General features: G+C 68.5%; 17 protein-coding genes and 2 pseudogenes. 12 read left to right on the plus strand and 7 right to left on the minus strand.

The genetic code is table 11. The annotated features are described in order from the left end of the window. Positions 1 to 74: 74 nt before the first annotated feature. Positions 75 to 776 carry a sulfate/molybdate ABC transporter ATP-binding protein gene (locus GEM_RS24205; RefSeq protein WP_014900039.1) on the plus strand — a complete coding sequence of 234 codons (702 nt, stop codon included), beginning with the start codon at positions 75 to 77 and terminating at the stop codon, positions 774 to 776. Between the two features lie 159 nt (positions 777 to 935). Here the strand turns inward: GEM_RS24205 and GEM_RS24210 are convergent, their stop codons facing one another. The 3 genes from GEM_RS24210 to GEM_RS24220 form a co-directional block, all read right to left on the minus strand. Then, positions 936 to 1,781, minus strand: coding sequence for a TOBE domain-containing protein (locus tag GEM_RS24210; protein ID WP_014900040.1), 846 nt, complete (start codon positions 1,779 to 1,781; stop codon positions 936 to 938). 48 nt (positions 1,782 to 1,829) lie between these two features. Further along, positions 1,830 to 3,458: a CHAD domain-containing protein gene (locus GEM_RS24215; protein WP_014900041.1), complete on the minus strand. Its 1,629-nt coding sequence runs from the start codon at positions 3,456 to 3,458 to the stop codon at positions 1,830 to 1,832. A gap of 126 nt (positions 3,459 to 3,584) precedes the next feature. Then, positions 3,585 to 3,968, minus strand: a complete 384-nt coding sequence (locus GEM_RS24220) for a tautomerase family protein (RefSeq protein WP_014900042.1) — start codon at positions 3,966 to 3,968, stop codon at positions 3,585 to 3,587. A 109-nt stretch (positions 3,969 to 4,077) separates the two neighbouring features. Between GEM_RS24220 and GEM_RS30515 the strand changes: the two are divergent. From GEM_RS30515 to GEM_RS24250, 7 genes and pseudogenes are all read left to right on the plus strand, one after another. Then, positions 4,078 to 4,179: pseudogene (locus GEM_RS30515) on the plus strand (LysR family transcriptional regulator); the annotation flags it as partial. A gap of 16 nt (positions 4,180 to 4,195) precedes the next feature. Then, a pseudogene (locus GEM_RS24225) lies at positions 4,196 to 4,494 on the plus strand (F0F1 ATP synthase subunit alpha); the annotation flags it as partial. Positions 4,495 to 4,563: 69 nt separating this feature from the next. Continuing rightward, complete coding sequence (locus GEM_RS24230) at positions 4,564 to 5,058, plus strand: F0F1 ATP synthase subunit gamma (RefSeq protein ID WP_014900044.1); 495 nt, start codon at positions 4,564 to 4,566, stop codon at positions 5,056 to 5,058. A gap of 41 nt (positions 5,059 to 5,099) precedes the next feature. Next, complete coding sequence (locus GEM_RS24235; RefSeq protein ID WP_014900045.1) at positions 5,100 to 6,023, plus strand: DMT family transporter; 924 nt, start codon at positions 5,100 to 5,102, stop codon at positions 6,021 to 6,023. Between the two features lie 67 nt (positions 6,024 to 6,090). Then, the gene (locus GEM_RS24240; RefSeq protein ID WP_014900046.1) at positions 6,091 to 6,870 is read left to right on the plus strand and encodes a sensor histidine kinase; all 780 of its coding nucleotides are present in this window, start codon (positions 6,091 to 6,093) and stop codon (positions 6,868 to 6,870) included. 76 nt (positions 6,871 to 6,946) lie between these two features. After that, on the plus strand, positions 6,947 to 8,290 hold the full coding sequence (locus GEM_RS24245) for a hemolysin family protein (RefSeq protein ID WP_014900047.1): 1,344 nt from the start codon (positions 6,947 to 6,949) through the stop codon (positions 8,288 to 8,290). A gap of 22 nt (positions 8,291 to 8,312) precedes the next feature. Further along, on the plus strand, positions 8,313 to 8,897 hold the full coding sequence (locus GEM_RS24250) for a thiamine phosphate synthase (RefSeq protein ID WP_014900048.1): 585 nt from the start codon (positions 8,313 to 8,315) through the stop codon (positions 8,895 to 8,897). Positions 8,898 to 8,942: 45 nt separating this feature from the next. On the opposite strand, the gene GEM_RS24255 is transcribed toward GEM_RS24250, so the two are convergent. Next, entirely contained in the window at positions 8,943 to 10,589 is a 1,647-nt protein-coding gene (locus GEM_RS24255) for a DUF3459 domain-containing protein (protein ID WP_014900049.1), read from the minus strand. Between the two features lie 306 nt (positions 10,590 to 10,895). Here GEM_RS24255 and GEM_RS24260 point away from each other — a divergent pair, with 306 nt between their 5' ends. After that, on the plus strand, positions 10,896 to 11,609 hold the full coding sequence (locus tag GEM_RS24260; RefSeq protein ID WP_014900050.1) for a class I SAM-dependent methyltransferase: 714 nt from the start codon (positions 10,896 to 10,898) through the stop codon (positions 11,607 to 11,609). 253 nt (positions 11,610 to 11,862) lie between these two features. Next, positions 11,863 to 12,531, plus strand: coding sequence for a glutathione S-transferase (locus GEM_RS24265; RefSeq protein WP_014900051.1), 669 nt, complete (start codon positions 11,863 to 11,865; stop codon positions 12,529 to 12,531). A gap of 6 nt (positions 12,532 to 12,537) precedes the next feature. Here GEM_RS24265 and GEM_RS24270 read toward each other — a convergent pair whose 3' ends face one another. Beyond that, positions 12,538 to 13,191, minus strand: coding sequence for a DUF1345 domain-containing protein (locus GEM_RS24270; protein ID WP_014900052.1), 654 nt, complete (start codon positions 13,189 to 13,191; stop codon positions 12,538 to 12,540). Positions 13,192 to 13,327: 136 nt separating this feature from the next. On the opposite strand from GEM_RS24270, the gene GEM_RS24275 reads away from it, so the two are divergent. Then, the gene (locus GEM_RS24275; protein WP_014900053.1) at positions 13,328 to 14,053 is read left to right on the plus strand and encodes a metallophosphoesterase; all 726 of its coding nucleotides are present in this window, start codon (positions 13,328 to 13,330) and stop codon (positions 14,051 to 14,053) included. Between the two features lie 52 nt (positions 14,054 to 14,105). On the opposite strand, the gene GEM_RS24280 is transcribed toward GEM_RS24275, so the two are convergent. Together GEM_RS24280 and GEM_RS24285 are read right to left on the minus strand one after the other, a co-directional pair. Continuing rightward, complete coding sequence (locus tag GEM_RS24280) at positions 14,106 to 14,801, minus strand: RES family NAD+ phosphorylase (protein ID WP_014900054.1); 696 nt, start codon at positions 14,799 to 14,801, stop codon at positions 14,106 to 14,108. 2 nt (positions 14,802 to 14,803) lie between these two features. Further along, on the minus strand, positions 14,804 to 15,223 hold the full coding sequence (locus GEM_RS24285; RefSeq protein WP_014900055.1) for an MbcA/ParS/Xre antitoxin family protein: 420 nt from the start codon (positions 15,221 to 15,223) through the stop codon (positions 14,804 to 14,806). 234 nt (positions 15,224 to 15,457) lie between these two features. Here GEM_RS24285 and GEM_RS24290 point away from each other — a divergent pair, with 234 nt between their 5' ends. Beyond that, on the plus strand, positions 15,458 to 16,240 hold the full coding sequence (locus tag GEM_RS24290; RefSeq protein WP_014900056.1) for an ABC transporter substrate-binding protein: 783 nt from the start codon (positions 15,458 to 15,460) through the stop codon (positions 16,238 to 16,240). Positions 16,241 to 16,766: the final 526 nt, after the last annotated feature.

Genomic DNA, 16,766 nt, shown 5'->3' on the forward strand with positions numbered 1-16,766 from the left:
CCGGCCGCGGAAAACCGCGTTGCCGCCGCGCGGGCGGTTTCCCGCCTGCGTGCGGCAGCACGACGGAGGGCCGCATGAGCGTCGCCGTCGACATCCGCAAGACCTACGCGAACGCCGAGCGCCGCTTCACGCTGGACGTGTCGTTTACGGCCACCACGCAGCGCGTCGTGCTGTTCGGGCCGTCCGGCGCGGGCAAGAGCATGACACTGCAGGCGATCGCCGGTTTGCTGGCCCCCGACGAAGGTACGATCACGCTGAACGGCGAACCGCTGTTCGACGCCGCGCGCGGCATCGACGTGCCGACCCGCGCGCGCCGTGTCGCGTACCTGTTCCAGGACTATGCGCTGTTTCCGCACCTGAACGTGCGCCAGAACATCGCGTTCGGGCTCACGTCCGGCCTGCGCAACCCGCGCGCGAAGACGGTGCCGCCGGAAGTTGCATACTGGCTGCATGCGTTCGAACTCGACACGCTCGCCGGGCAGTTTCCGTCGCAGCTATCGGGCGGACAGAAGCAGCGCGTCGCGCTGGCGCGCGCGCTGGTGGCGCAGCCGCGCATCCTGCTGCTCGACGAGCCGTTCGCGGCGCTCGACGGCGCGCTGCGCCAGCGCATGCGCCACGAGCTCGCGGAACTGCAGGCGCGGCTCGACATCCCGATGGTGCTCATCTCGCACGACCCCGACGACGTCGCCGCGTTCGGCGACCAGGTCGTGCAATTGAGCGAAGGACGCGTGCAGGCGGCGACGCCGCACGCCGAGTGGCCGACGCGCGTCGCCTGAGCGCGCGAAGGCGGTGGCCCTGGCGGCCACGTTGGAGCCTGAGAGAAGCCGCACTGGCGGCACACGCTGAAAACGGGATCGAAGCCGGCGCCTCGTGCACGATGGGCGGCGCCGGTTTCGCCTCGCCCATCGACGCATGCCTGCGCCGCCCGCGCGCGCTCAGCCTGTCACCGCGAGAATCACGCTCGATGCCTTGAACAGCGCGATCGCCCGCCGGCCGGCGTCGAGCCGCAACGCACCGACGCTGTTGTTCGTGACCACGGCCGTCAGCGTCCCGCCGCCGTCGAGCGCCAGCGTCACCTCGCTGTTCACCGCGCCCGCCGCAACGGCCTCGACCGTCCCGTGCAACTGGTTGCGCGCGGAGACCTTCAACGCTGCGTCGGTGTCGCCGTCGTCGTCGACGGCCAGCACGACCCACGACGCCTTCACCAGCGCGCACGCCGCCGCGCCCGGTTGCAGCCCGAGCGCGTCGGCGCTCTCGTGCGTCAGCACCGCGACGATCACCTGCCCGCCAGGTAGCACGAGCGTCGCCTCGTCGTTCACCGTGCCGCGCACGATCGACTCGACCTTGCCGAACAACTGGTTGCGCGCGCTCGTCTTCATCCCGATCCGGCCGATCAGCGCCCAGTCGACGTCGAAGCCGGCTACCGCCGCGCTCGCGGCCTCGATGAAGCGGCGATGCTCGCGCTCGATCGTGCGGAACGCGGCGATCAGCGACGTCGCGCGCGGTGTGAGCGTCGTGCCGCCGCCGCCCTTGCCGCCCGTCGAGCGTGTCACAAGCGGCTCGCCGGCCAGGTTGTTCATTGTGTCGATCGCATCCCACGCGGCCTTGTAGCTGAGCCCGACGGCCTTCGCCGCGCGCGTGATCGAACCGGTGTCGCCGATCGCCGCGAGCAGCGCGATGCGGGTGGCGCCGCCGAGCGTCTGCTCGCCCGCGCGCAGCCACAGTTCGCCGCCCAGTTCGAGCGGTCCGGCAGAGGAAGAAGGCGACGACGCGTCTCTCATCGGTCTGTCTGAAGAAAACGGGCGGTCATTATAGTGAGCGCGCGCCGCTCAACGCGCCTTGCCGTCGAGCCTCGGCGCGCGCAGGCTCGCGAGCAGCGCCTCGGCGTCGCTCGCCGCGCGTTGCGCAAGCGCGGCGCCGTAGCCGCGCACGAAACCGAGCTGGTACGAGGGCGCGGCCAGTTGCTCGAGATGATGAAGCGCCACGATCGTGTCGTTCGCTTCGCCGAGCACGCTCTGCACGCGCGCGAGCGTCTTGACCGTTTCGGTGCGCGTGCGGCGCGACGCCAGCGACGCGAAGAATTCGAGCGCGTAGCGCAGCCGCTTCGCATCGATCCGCACCTGGTGCCGCGCGGCCGTATCGAGCGACGTGAGCGACGGCGACGCATACAGGTGACCGAACAGCCGTCGCACGCGCTTCGTCGCATGACGCCGCAGCGACGGTGCGTCGTCGTCGTCGCTGGCGGCCGCGGGCAGCGCGAGCATGCTCAGCCATTCGAGCCAGCCGAGCACCAGTCGCGCATAGCGCGCGGAATGCAGGGCCTGGCGCAGTTCGACCCGCGCGGCCACCGTCTGCGCGCGCGCGGCGTCGAGCGTGCCGCTCCACTCGGTGCTGCCGCCGTCGGCCGCGATCAGTGCGGGCAGGCTTTCGGTCGAGAACACGTCCCAGTCGCGCACCGTGCCGAGCAGCGCGGCGAGCCAGCGCAGGTCGACGCCGAAGGTTTCCTGCCATTGGTCGTCCGCGAAGCGCGGAAAGAAGCGCATCAGCGTGCGCAGCCGGCGCAGCGCGACGCGCATCTGGTGCACGAATTCGGGATCGTCGCGATCGAGCACCCCACCCTCGTTACCGAGCCACTGCGCGGCGATGTCGCCGGACAGCGCGAACAGCGCCGACCGCTGCGTGCGGATGCCGGTCAGGTCGACGAGTTGCGCCTTGACCGGCCCGGTGACGGCAGGCTCGCCCGCACACGTGCGATCGATCACGCTGGTCAGTTGCACGAACACGGGCCACGCGCCGCTGAGCTCGCGCGCGGCGGCGAACAGCGCGCGCAGTGCGGCCGTGCGTGCGGCGACGGTTTCCCAGTCGGGTGCCGCGAGGCGCAGCTCGACATGTCGGCGCGGCGGCTCGGCGCCGCCATGCACCGTGATGTCGTCGAGCGTCATCTCGACCACCACGCCGCTGTCGTCCGCCCATCGCCCGCGCCGCCGCTCGCTGACGAGCCGCAGCGGCGCCGGCCCGGACGATGCGGCGGCAGTCGCGCCGTCAACGGCGCCGGACGTCTCGCCCTCGCCGGCAGCGTCCACCGGCGCCGCATCGGCGTGCGTGCCGGGCTCCGGCATCGCGACGACGATTCCCGCATGCTCGGCGTCGAACAGTTCGCGCGCCATGACGCCGGGCGCGAACTGCTTCGTGCGGGAGGCGACGACACGCGGGCCGTTCGCGTTCGACTCGACCCACGTCCACCAGCACTCGCCAGGGTTCGGCTCGGCCTCCTCGACCTGACACGGCTCGATCGTCACGCGCTCATGGCCCCGACGCATCCGCACCTGCGGACAGATCCGCCACGCACGGACGAGTTCGGCGCCGAAGTCGCGCTGCTCGCCACGGGCCCGATTCCCCGCCTTGACCGGCCAGCCGTCCAGCGACAGGCATAACACGATTTCCAGCACACGCGACATGGAAGCTCCTGCACATGAAGAATCGCCGGCACATCCTCCGTGCCGGCGTCGCCCGCGAGGCAGCTTCCATAGTACACGGCGCAAAAGCACCCTGGCGACGATCTGACCCTGCCGCCCTGTTGCGCGTCAAACGACGTATTGCGCGAGGCCGTTGCCGAACGACCAGTCCTCCTTCAGCACCTCGACCAGGCTGATGAACACGTCCTGCGGCCGCACGCCGGGCTCGCGCGCGAGGTTGTCGGCGATCGACCGGTACAGCGCCTGCTTCTGCTCGAGCGTGCGCGTGTTGTTCGCGGTGATCTGGATCATGACGAGATCGTCGCTGCGTTCGATGTCGAGGTAGTGGCGGCCGAACACGAAGTTCTCGGCCGAATGCTCGGTCACGACCATGAAGATGTCGTCCTCCGGCACGTTGAACCGGTGCATCAGCGCGCGATGCACGCCAGCGACGAGCGCCGCGCGGTAAGCGGCCGGCTTGCCTTCGCGCACTGCGATACGGGTGAATGGCATGGTCCTGCTCCTGTTGGTGACGTTGAAAAGCGGAAACACCACATCAGGTTAGGCGCGCAGAACTATAATAAACAGTCATCGATAAATATTTCATTCATTTACATTTGAAATGAAAGTACTCGACCTCGATGCGGTGCGTGCGTTCGTGCTGGTCGCCGATCTCGCGAGTTTCACGCGCGCCGCGGATGCACTCGGCACCACGCAATCGGCTCGTCAGCCCTGAAACTGAAGCGACCCGCAAGCAGCTCGAGCGCGGCGCCGCGTGACGGAACTGCTGAAGCAGCCGCAGTACCAGCCGCTGCAGGTGTGGGAACTGGCCGTGTCGCTGTACGCCGCGAACAACGGCTACCTCGACGATCTCGACGTCAAGCAAGTGCTGTCGTTCGAGAAGGGCCTGCGCGACAACCTGAAGACCAGCCACGCTGACCTCATCAAGCGCATCGAAGACACCAAGGATCTCTCGAAGGACGACGAAGGCGCACTGCGCTCGGCAATCGAATCCTTCAAGAAGTCCGGTGCCTATTGATCCGCGAGTGACACACTGAGGCCGCGCGGGTGCTGATGCGCCCGCGCCGCTTCGGTCAAGGAGCAAGCTATGGCTGGAATGAAGGAAATTCGCGGCAAGATCAAGAGCGTGCAGAACACGCGCAAGATCACGAAGGCGATGGAGATGGTGGCTGCATCGAAGATGCGTCGCGCGCAGGAACGCATGCGCGCCGCTCGTCCGTATGCAGACAAGGTCCGTGCCATCGCCGCGCACATGAGCCGTGCGAACCCGGAGTACCGCCACCCGTTCATGGTGGCAAACGACGGCGCGCAGACGGCCGGCATCATCCTCGTCACGACGGACAAGGGTCTTTGCGGCGGTCTGAACACCAACGTGCTGCGTGCGACGGTGCAGAAGTTCAAGGAGCTGGAAGAGAAGGGCCAGAAGGTCGAAGCCACCGCGATCGGTAGCAAGGGCCTCGGGTTCCTGAACCGCTTCGGCGCGAAGGTGCTGTCGCAGGTCGTGCTGTATTCGCGGGTGCGCGACGCCCGCGCGGCCGCCGCACTCCGCAGGTTTGCCGACAGCCTTGCAATCTCGGCGTAAACTAACGGGTTTCGCCGCCCGCAATCTCCTGAAGAATTCCGATGAAGCCCGATGCCCGCAAGCACCTCCGCGCCAACCTGCTAATGCTCGCCGCCGCCGCGATCTGGGGGTCGGCGTTCGTCGCGCAACGCCTGAGCCTCGACGTGATCGGGCCGTTCCTGTTCACCGGGCTGCGCTTCCTGCTCGGCGCACTGGTACTGATCCCGCTGCTGACGTTCAACGCGGCGTCGCGCGCGCAGTTGGCGGCGATGCGCCGCGCGCCGGCGCTGCTGGTGCCTGGCCTCGCGCTCGGCGGGCTGCTCGCCGTGTCGATCTCGCTGCAGCAGTTCGGCCTGCAATACACGCGAGTCGCGAACGCCGGCTTCATCAGCTCGCTGTACGTCGTGATCGTGCCGCTGATGGGCGTGTTCGCCCGCCATCGGATCGGCGCCAGCACGTGGTTCGGCGCGCTGCTCGCGGCGATCGGCCTGTACTTCCTCAGCATCGACGAGCATTTCTCGGTGCTTTACGGCGACTGGTTCCAGCTCGCCGGCGCCGTGATCATCGCCGCACACGTGATGGCCGTCGGCCATTTGGCGAAACGTCACGATCCGCTCGTGCTCGCGTTCCTGCAGTTCGTCGCATGCGGCGCGCTGTGCCTCGCGGTGGGCCTCGTGGCCGAGCCGTTCAGCGTCGCGATGCTGCGCAACGCGCTGCCGACGCTGCTGTACGGCGGGCTGCTGTCGGTGGGCGTCGGCTACACGCTGCAGGTCGTCGCGCAGCGCGACGCGGCGCCCGCGCACGCGGCCGTGATCTTCAGCATGGAAGGCGTATTCGCGGCAATCGCCGGCTGGGCCGCGCTCGGCGAGACGCTGACGCTGCGCGCGCTGGTGGGCTGCGCGCTGATGCTCGCCGGCCTGCTCGCCTGCCAGTTGCTGCCGAACAGCGACGCGCGGAAAAAGGACGAGGACGCGCTGCCGGCGTGACACGTGCCGTCCCTATAATGGCGGTCCAGATGTTTTTCATGCCAACCGCTTTCGACAGGCCTGCTCCGTGACGTCCATTCCCGTCGATCCCGCCGCCGACCTGCTGCGCGAACGCGCAGCGCACTATGCCGCCGAGGCGGCGCTGTTCCTGCGCGACCAGGCGCTCTCCACCGCATCGCACGACCTGCGCAGCCCGCTGAACGCCATGCACAGCTGGGCGTATGTGCTCGAGCGCCAGCTCGCCAGCGCCGACCCGAACCTGCAGCGCGCCCTCGCGGGCATCCGCACGGGGATCGACCAGCAAGTGGCGCTGATCGACGACGTGCTCGACGCGCCACGCGCGGAAACGCGCACGCTCGCGCTCGCGCCGCAGTCGTTCGCGCTGCGCCCGTTGCTCGACGACGCGCTCGCACTGGTGCGCTTCGCGCTCGCCGACGGGCGGCAGGTGACCATCGACGCGACGCTGCCCGACGGTGAGCCATCGCTGTCGGCCGATCGCGAGCGCCTCGCACAGGCGCTCTGGACGATGCTGACGACGGCCGTCGAAGCCAGTGCCGCCGGCGGCCGCGTGACATTCGTGTGCACGCGCGACGGCGCGCGGTGCGTCGTGCAGGTCGGCTGCGCCGTGAGCGCCGATGCCCTCGTCGATCCGGCGCTGCCGCACGCCTTCGAATCGTTCGCACGCCGCGAGATGCTGCGCACGCGCGACGCAAGGCGGGTCGCATGGACGCTTGCCCTGTGCCAGCGCGTCGCGCTCGCACACGGCGGCACCTTCACGCACGATCCGCTCGCCGACGGTGCCACCGTCGCCCTCACGCTCTCCGTCCCCTGCGAGGCGCCGGTGTAAGCAATCGGCCGCCCGACACATTACATTTTCCTTTCCGGCCCTATACTGATGGGCCTGTCATGACTGGAGCGATTCTTTGTTACAGATCTTCGCGCTCATCGGCGCGTTGTTCCTGGTGGCCCTGAACGGGTTTTTCGTCGCAGCCGAATTCGGCCTCGTCAAACTGCGCGCGACGCGCGTCAAGACACTTGCCCGCAAGCACGGCCTGCGCGGGCGCATCCTCGCCATCGTGCACGGCCGGCTCGACGCGTATCTGTCCGCCTGTCAGCTCGGCATCACGCTCGCGTCGCTCGGCCTCGGCTGGGTCGGCGAGCCGGCGTTCGCGGAACTGATCGGCCCGCTGCTCGACCTGATCGGCGTGCAGTCGGAACGCATCGTGCACCTGATCTCGCTCGTGTTCGCGTTCTCGCTGATCTCGTTCCTGCACATCGTGGTCGGCGAACTGGCGCCGAAATCGATGGCGATCCGCCAGTCGGAGAAGGTCGGCCTGTGGGTCGCGCTGCCGCTGTACGCGTTCTACTGGGCGATGTATCCGGCGATCTGGGTGCTCAACAGCAGCGCCAACGCGGTGCTGAAACTGGCGGGGCTGTCGGCCGACCACGGCGGCGATGCGCACTACTCGACCGACGAACTGAAGCTAATCCTGCGCAGCCGCCGCAGCACGGCCGGCAACACGGCCCAGCCGGCGCGCGGCACGTACACCAACGACGAATGGAACACGCTCGCGCATTCGCTCGATTTTTCGTCGATGACGGTGTCAGACCTGATGCGGCCGGCGCATGAAATGATCGGCCTGCGGCGCGACCTGCCGCTGCCCGACAACATGGAGATCGTCGCGCGGCACCGCTTCAGCCGCTATCCGCTGTTCGAGGATGCGGCGCGCGAACAGGTGAGCGGGTTGATCCACCTGAAGGACCTGCTGCTCGCGCGGCACGCCGGCGCGGCGCTCACGGACCTGTCCGACTACGTGCGTCCGGTGCAGTACGTGAAGCCCGACACGCCGGCGCTGGAGTTGTTCCGCCGCTTCCGCAAGGGCGCGCCGCACTTCGCGCTGGTCGGCAGCAAGGGCGCGAAGCCGATCGGCTTCCTGACGCTCGACAACCTGCTCGGCGCGCTGGTCGGCCAGATCCACGACGAGTTCCGCCAGGGCGACGCCGACTGGAGCCGTCTCGACGACGGCACGCTGATGGGCAAGGGCAGCCTGCCCGTCGTGTCGCTCGAGCAGGCGCTCGGCATCGACATCGACGAAGGGCGTGCGGAATCGGTCGGCGGCCTGGTGATCCAGGCGTTGAACGATTTGCCGACCGAAGGGCAGCGCGTATCGTTCGACCGCTTCGACGTCGTCGTGAAGAAGATGAACGGGCCGCGCATCGTGCTGGTGCGCGTCTATCCGAAAATCGCGAAAGAGGCCGACGAATGACGGCCTCGGCTCGCCGCACGCGATGAACCCGACGCTGCCGCGCTGCTGCGTGATCACACCGGAACCGGCGTCCGCGTCGGCCACCGATTGCCACGTGTTTCTCGAACGGCTGTCGGCCGTGCTCGCGCGCGGCGAGACGCTCGTGCAGTTGCGCGTGAAGTCGTTCGACACGGCCGCGTTCGCACGGCTGGCCGCCGATGCGCTCGCGCGTTGCGACGCGGCCGGCGCACAGCTGATGCTCAACGGCCCGATCGATGCCGCCGGCGTGATGCGGCTCGATGGCGCGGGCTGGCACCTCGATGGCGCTGCACTGCGCGCGGTCGCACAACGGCCGCTACCGGCCACGCGCCGCGTGTCGGCCGCATGCCATGCTGCCGACGATCTTCTGCTGGCCGCGCGCGCGGGCGCGGATTTCGTCACGCTGTCGCCCGTGTTGCCGACGCTCAGCCACCCCGGCGCGCCGACGCTCGGCTGGGCACGGTTCGCCGAACTGGCCGCATCGGCCGCGATGCCGGTCTATGCACTCGGCGGGATGACGCGCGCGCACCTCGACGACGCGCGCCGACACGGCGCACACGGCGTCGCCGGCATTCGCAGCTTCTGGTAGGTACGCCGATACGGCCGGGCGCACCAGCGCCCGACCTTCGGCGGGTCACGCGTTCAGATCGGGACGCATGGCGCGCCATGCGCCGTCGTCGATCCGACGCACGTCGTGCGTGAGCGCGTACCGGTTGACGTCGCCCGTCAGCCACGCGACGAGCGAATACGCGGGCAACTCCCCTTCATCGACCCGGTCGCGTGCGCGGGCCGGCGTCTCGAACACGATCCGCCCTCTCGGCGCATCGAACGGCACCGCTTCCGGCGACAGGTTCAACGCGATGGTCAGCGTCTCGTCGTCGGCGAGCCGCCACGACGCAAGCAGCGCGTCGGCATCGCCGTCGCCGCCCGACTTCAGCGTATGCGCGTCCTGCGGCCGGCAATCGGACAGCCGCGGCGCAATCAGCTTCGCACGCACCGCGAGGGCTGACTGCACGAAATGCGCACGATCGGCATCGCGCGCAGTTTCGTCGAAGATCAGCGGGATCTGCGGCGTGAGCAGCGACAGCGCGAGCGCGGCGAGGCCGGGCTCCGGCCCGTGGTCGCTCTCGTGCCATGCGCCGTCGGACAACACCAGCGACGTCAGCGACAGTCCGCCTGCGTCGGGGAATCCGCCTTCGCCCGATGTGGCCGGCTGGAACGCCGCGCCGGCAGCCGTCAAGGCACGGGCGAGCGTGTGGATCGACTGGTGCGTCGAAATGCCTTCGTGGGCCGTCACGTCGCGCCCCGTCAGGCGATGCAGCGCACGTTCGCCGCAACCGTTCCACTGCGCATCGAAGTGGGTGTCGGCCAGATGCACCGGATGGCGTTCGCTGCCGAGCACGAGGTGGATGAACCGATCGGCCGGCACGGCCGCGCGCACGCGATCGGCGATCTCGCGCAGCCACGACGTGCCGATCCGGTCGGCCTCGCGCAGCCGCAGCCCGTCGCAGCGGTATTCGTCGATCCAGTACAGCGCGTTGTCGCAGAAGAAATCACAGACTTCCGGGTGATCGAGCGCGAGCGGCGGCGCCTGCAGCGGATCGTCGCGCGTATGGAAGAACGGCGCCGCGTAATGACGCAGCGCGTCGGAGCCGCTGCCGAAGCGCGCGTAATCGAGCTCCAGCAGCACCGCGAGGCCGAAGCCGTGCGCGTCGTCGATCAGTGCCTTCAGCGCGTCGGGACCGCCTTCGGCCGCGAGCGGCGCGAACGGCAGGCTGTCGTGCGGCGACGCGAGCAACTCCAGCGCGGTCACCCCGAGACGCGCAAGCTGCGGCAGCCGACGGCGTACGCCGTCGAAGCCGCCCACCGCGTGCGGACGAATCGCATAAAGCGCGATGTCTTCCCACGGACGCCCGCGCCAGAACGTGTTGCGCCACGTGAACGCGCGCGGATCGACGACCTCGCTCGGGCCGTTGAGCCCGTCGGGTTGCGAACGCGAGGCAGGATCGGGAATCGACGCGACATCGTCGAGCCGATAGCGGTAACGCGCGCCGGCACCGCATTCGACGAACACTTCGAACCAGTTGGGACCGGCCGCCGTCATCGGGACGAGCGTCGAGCCGTTGCCGGTATCGAGTTCGAGTTGAACCTGCACGCTGCCCGGCGCCCACACGCGAAAATGCGTGCGCGGCGTCGTACAGAGCGCGCCGCAGGGCTGCGCGCCGAACGGCAGGCAGTGAATGTAGTGCTGCGCATACGGATCGTGCGGACAATCTGACATGATGCGCTCCTCGTGCGTGCCGAGCGGCATGGCCGCGCGATCGGCGCGGCGCATCGGGCCCGGCATGCGACGGCCAGGCAGGGGGGAAGGAAGAAAAGTATGCGCCGGTTTGGCAAGCATGACGAAGCGAATCCTCACATTTTTAAATGCGAATCGACCCCGCCAACGTTTGCGCGCGCGGCGCGCCGAGTCGGGTAGTCGGCATACCGGAATGGCCGCTCGCCTTGTTGCGCCGCCACCCCGCGCTTACGCTCGCTGCGATGCGTGCGGACACGTCGTCCGCGCCCCGAACCCGAGGAACCCGTCATGTCGCTTCCCGCCAGCGCCGCGAAATTCGATCCGGCACGCGCGCACGAATACGCCGAACAATCCCGCATCGCGCTCGCCGGCTACGACGCGTGCCACGAACTCGCCGCGTGCATGCTCACGTCGGCGATCGGCACGGCCGCTGCGCGGATCCTCGTCGCGGGCGCGGGCGGCACGGGCCAGGAGATCTGCGTGGCCGCCGCGCTCGAGCCCGGATGGCGGTTCACGGCCGTCGATCCGTCGGCGCCGATGCTCGCGCTCGCGCGCGCGAACGTGGAAGCGGCCGGTTTCGGCGCACGCACGGAATTCATCGAGGCCGGTATCGACACGCTGCCCGATGCGCCGGCCTTCGACGGCGCGACGCTGATCGGCGTGCTCCATCACGTCCCCGGCGACGCAGCGAAGGCCGCACTGCTGGACGCGATCGCGCGACGCCTGAAGCCCGGCGCACCGCTCGTGATCGCGGGCAACTATCGCCGCTACGCGGACCACCCTCGCCTGCTCGATGCATGGCAGCAGCGCTGGCGCATGAAGGGCGCCACGCCCGATTCCGTGCGTGCGCAGCTCGCGAAGATCCTGCAGGGTGCAGATCCGCCGGCTTCGGAGGAAGCCGTCTTCGCGCTGCTGCACGATGCGGGCTTCGATGGACCGCTGCGTTTCTTTTCGAGCCTGTTCTGGGGCGCGTGGATCGCGGTGCGACGCACCGCCGCGTGATGGCGTGATGGCGTGATGGCGTGGTGGCGTGGTGGCGTGGTGGCGTGGTGGCGTGGTGGCGTGGTGGCGTGGTGACGTGGTGACGTGGTGACGTGGTGACGTGGTGACGTGGTGGCGTGGTGGCGTGAATCGGCGGGTGACGCGATACGCGCGAGACACCGGGCCCATGCGCGGAAATCGCGTATCCGCCCGACCTGCGCGACGTCATCCGCGCTCGGTATGATGTCGTTGCCGCCCCTCTTCCGGCCTCGACATGCTGACCGTCCACCACCTGAACAACTCGCGTTCGCAACGCGTGCTCTGGCTGCTCGAAGAACTGGATGTGCCATACGAGATCGTGCGCTACGAGCGCGATCCGAAGACCATGCTCGCGCCGCCCGCGCTGCGCGCGATCCACCCGCTCGGCAAGTCGCCCGTCGTCACCGACGACGGCCGCACGATCGCCGAATCGGGCGCGATCATCGAGTACCTGGTCGAACGCTACGGGAGCGGACGTCTCGCGCCGCAGCCCGGCACGCCCGAGCGGCACGACTACACGTACTGGCTGCACTACGCGGAAGGATCGGCGATGCCGCCGCTGCTGCTGAAGCTCGTCGCGCTGCGGATCGCACAGGCGCCGATGCCGTTCTTCGCGCGACCGATCGCGCGCAAGATCGCCGCGACGCTGCAATCGGGCTTCATCGATCCGCAGATCGCGCTGCATCTCGGCTATATCGACGACACGCTGAAGCGCACCGGCTGGTTCGTCGGCGACGGCTTCAGCGCGGCCGACATCCAGATGAGCTTTCCGCTCGAAGCCGCGATGGCGCGCGGCGACGGCGGCACGCATCCGGCGATCGCGCGCTTCCTCCCGGCGATTCACGCGCGGCCCGCCTACCGTCGCGCGCTCGAGCGCGGCGGTCCGTACGAACTCCTCAAATAACCCGCGTCAGCTCAGCAGCCCTGCCGCGACGTTGATCGACAGCCCGAGCACGGCCATGTTGAAGTAGAACGACAGAATCGACTGAGCAAGCACCGCGCGTCGCGCGGCGCGGTTCGCGAGCGACACGTCGGCGGTCTGCGACGCGACTGCGAGCGTGAACGCGAAATACAGGAAATCCCAGTAATCGGGCTCGGGGTGACTGTCCGGAAAGCGCAGCGCGCGATCGCTGCTCGGCGAGCCGTAATAGAGCCGCGCATAGTGCAACGTGAAGATCGTCGGGATCAGGAACCATGCACCGAACAGCGTCGCGCCCGTGATCGCATAATGGCCGAGCCCGACGCGAAAGCCGACGCTCTTTGCGGTGGCGAGCTCGATCGCGATCGCGGCGACGCTCGCGACCGTCGCGAGGCACACGACGGTCAGCACCGTCGTTGCATTCTCGTCCTCGCGGATCGCGACCTCGCGCACCTTGTGATGATGCGCGGTGACCATGCGCACCCACATCAGCACGAGATACAGCCACACCGCGCAATCCCAGCCGATCAGCGCCCGCGCAGCCGCCCTCAGCGGAAGCGGCAGCAATACGGCGCACAGCACGCCCGCGACGAATGCGGCGACCATGCGCGGCCGGTTGCGTAAGACCTGCGGATAAAACGTCATCGTGTCGTTCCGAAAGCGAATGGAAAGGGTTCGGCCGGCGCGCGAGCGGCCCGCTGCGCCGCGCCGACGGGTAGCGCCCCGATTATCGCCATTCCTGCATGACGTTGCGATGGGCGCGAGCGCCTAAGATATCGAGATGACTCCCTCCCTGTGCCGCCATCCCGCGAACACGGCCGGCCGCGACTTCGTCGTCGGCGATCTGCACGGCTGCGTCGACGTGCTGCGCGCGCTGCTGCACGACATCGGCTTCGACCCGGCCCGCGACCGGCTGTTCTCGGTCGGCGATCTCGTCGACCGCGGCCCCGCGTCCGAAACCGCGCTCGAACTGCTCGACCGCCCGTGGTGCCATGTGGTGCGCGGCAATCACGAAGAGGTGCTGAGCCTCGTGTCGCGCGGCAAGCTGCCGCCCGATGCATGGCGCGGGATCGGTGGCGACTGGGGCGCCGACCTGCCGCCGGAGCGGTTGCACGCGCATGCGGCGCGCGTCGACGCGCTGCCGCTCGTGCGCGTGGTCGGCGATGGCGCCGCGCGCTTCAACGTGCTGCATGCGGAATTCTTCGGTGCGGATGCCGAGCTCGATACGGGCAGCTATACGCACGACGTGCGCGAGCGGCTGATCTGGGGGCGCGACCTGATCCAGGGGCTGGCCGATCCGGCCCGGCAGACCGGCCTGTCGCTGACCTGCACCGGCCACACGCCCGTGCGTGCGCCGCAGCGCATCGGCGCGCAATGGTTCATCGATACGGGTGCGTTCGCGCCGTCGGGACGCCTGACGATCGTCGAGCCGCGCACGGGCGCTACCTGGTCGCTTGCGCAGGCCGACGCACGCGCCCGTCATGCGGGCGACCTGCCGCTGCCCTGAGGCCATCGAACGTCGATCACCGGCGCCGGCGCGCGTTTGCGTGGACGCCCTGCTAGCCGACCTGGTTCAGTTCGAACACCGCATCGACCGTGGAGCCGTTCCAGTTGTATTCGAGATACGCCGCGTGATGACAGTCGCGCAGCAGGGTCGTGCGGAACGCGGCGAGACACTCGCCGCGCAGGTCGCGCACCGACGGGTAGACGATCCCCGCGCCGCCGGCATTGCGCACCGCGCGGCCGAGCGCCTGCCCCGCGCTGTAATCGTGCGAATCGAGCAACGTGGGGCTGCGCTGCGGCCACGTGCGCACATCGGTCACGTCACCCTGCGCGACCACCGTGTAGAGCCGCATCTGCTGGCGCATCGGCGGTTCCTTCGTCGCGGCCAGGAACAGCCCGCTGTGATAGCGCGTTTCGGCGATCGCCGTATCGCGCGTGCGCCCGCAGTAGAACACGCCGTAGCTGCCGTCGGAAAAGCGGCTGCCCTGCGGATTCAGGTGCGTGAACGCGGCCATGATCGGCCCCCAGCCCTGGCCGTAGCGGCGCTCGGCCGGCGGCACGAGTTCGAGCGTGCCGACTTCATGGCGGATGCGGTCATTGGTCAGCGATTCGAGCGCGTAGAGCGCATCGAAATCCTCGGCCGATGCGACGCGGTCGAACAGGTTGATGGCCGGAAAACGGGTGGGAATCACGCGATAGGCAGGTGCCCAGTCGACGACGGTCGTGGGCCAGGGTTGCGTTTCGATCGGCATCCTCACGCCCAGCCACCCCGCATCGCGTCGAGGTATTGCCGGACGGCGACCAGGTCGCCGACGTTGCCGGCCAGCATCCGGTCGAGCGCACGCTTGCCGCCGAACGGGGCCGCGTCGTTGGGCCGCTTGACCCACGCGTCGGCCGCAGCCGGCTGCGGCAGCAGGATCTGCAGTGCCTTGTAGATGCCGAGCAGCAGCGATAGCCGCTCGAGCGTATCGCGCGGCAGGCGCGCCGATTCGGGCGCCGCCTTCCACTTGAAGAACGTCGAACGGCCGGGCGACCCGAGCAGCACGATCTGTTCGTCGATCGTCAGCTCCCAGTCGCGCGCGATGTTGAAAAACGCCCGCAGGCCGGCCGCCGACATCTGCGCGACCGAAGCCTGCCGCGGGGCGGAATGCGGATCGAAGGCGGGCTGTGACATGATCGTTAGTCTCAAAACGAATTTACTAACAAGATTAGTCTATTTTCGCATTTTTGCAAGGGTCGACACCCGCAGTCTCCCCGTAACGTCCGGCCGAACGATATTTTTTTGTCCATTCTGGACTGCGATTTTATTTTCTGCGTTAATGGTCGTGCTGACAGCGCGCCGGAACGCGGTGCGGGTCTGCAGCAACCGTGTCGCCCAGAACCGGATAGTCCACGCCAAGGAACCACCATGAAGAGACTGATTGCCGCCGTTTCGATCGCCCTGCTCGCGGTATCTGCAGGCCCCGCCGTCGCGAAGGACTGGACCACGCTGCGCTTCGGCACCGACGCCAGCTACGCGCCGTTCGAGTCGAAGGCGCCCGACGGCAAGCTCGTCGGCTTCGACATCGACCTCGGCAACGAGATCTGTGCGCGGCTGAAGGCGAAGTGCGTGTGGCTCGAGAACGATTTCGACGGGATGATCCCGGCGCTGAAGGCGAAGAAGTTCGACGCGGTGCTGTCGTCGATGTCGATCACGCCGCAGCGCGCGGAGCAGATCGGCTTCACGACGAAGATCTACAACCAGCCGACCCGGCTCGTCGTGAAAAAGGGCTCGCCGCTGCTGCCGACACCCGAATCGCTGAAGGGCAAGTCGATCGGCGTCGAGCAGGGCACGACGCAGGAAGCGTATGCGAAGGCGTACTGGGCGAAGCAAGGTGCGAACGTCGTGTCGTACCAGAACCAGGACGGCGTTTATGCGGACCTCACATCGGGCCGCCTCGACGCCGCGCTGCAGGACGAGGTGCAGGCCGCGATCGGGTTCCTGAAGTCACCGCGCGGCGCAGGCTACCAGTTCGTCGGGCCCGAGCTCATCGACGATAAGGTGCTCGGCGTCGGTGCCGGCATCGGGCTGCGCAAGGAAGACACCGACCTGAAGGCGAAGATCGACCGCGCGATCCTCGAGATGGTCAAGGACGGCACCTACAAGCGGCTCGCGTCGAAGTATTTCGACTTCGACGTCTACGGCGGCTGAAGCGGCGTCGCGCGCGTACGGGCAAGCTGCCCGCCGCGCGCGGCCCGACCGCCCCTCCCTGAGCGCCGGACGGCGACGTCCCGCCGCCGTTGGCCGTCGCGCCGGCTTCATCGTCCGTGTCGCGCAGCCCGATGCCGCAGCTCATTCGGATAGCCAACGGTTGCCTCTGCCGGCGACCGCAGGCGTTCGACGTCAATACGCGAAGACCGGGCGCCGGGGAACCGGCGCCCGAGTGCACATGCCCATGCGGATCGGGTTGGCAAGCAGGAAGGTACCGAGCCGGCGCGGATGACCGGGAATCAGCCGGATCCGCCTCGCACCAGGCGCGGAGAGATGGCCAGTCGATGCATGCCGGCCGGCGGCAAGACGCGTGGTCGAGCGGCGATGCGTCGAATCACTGCGATCGCGGCCTGCCGGCCGCGGCGTGTGGCGATCGTTCATTTTTTGTACCCCGTTCTAGGTCTGTTGCTTGTTTCGGCAACCGGACGACGCCGGTGCTCCGACGATCCGACGACGGCCCGTGCCG

It is taken from the genome of Burkholderia cepacia GG4 (assembly GCF_000292915.1).
Classification (GTDB): Bacteria; Pseudomonadota; Gammaproteobacteria; order Burkholderiales; family Burkholderiaceae; genus Burkholderia; species Burkholderia cepacia_D.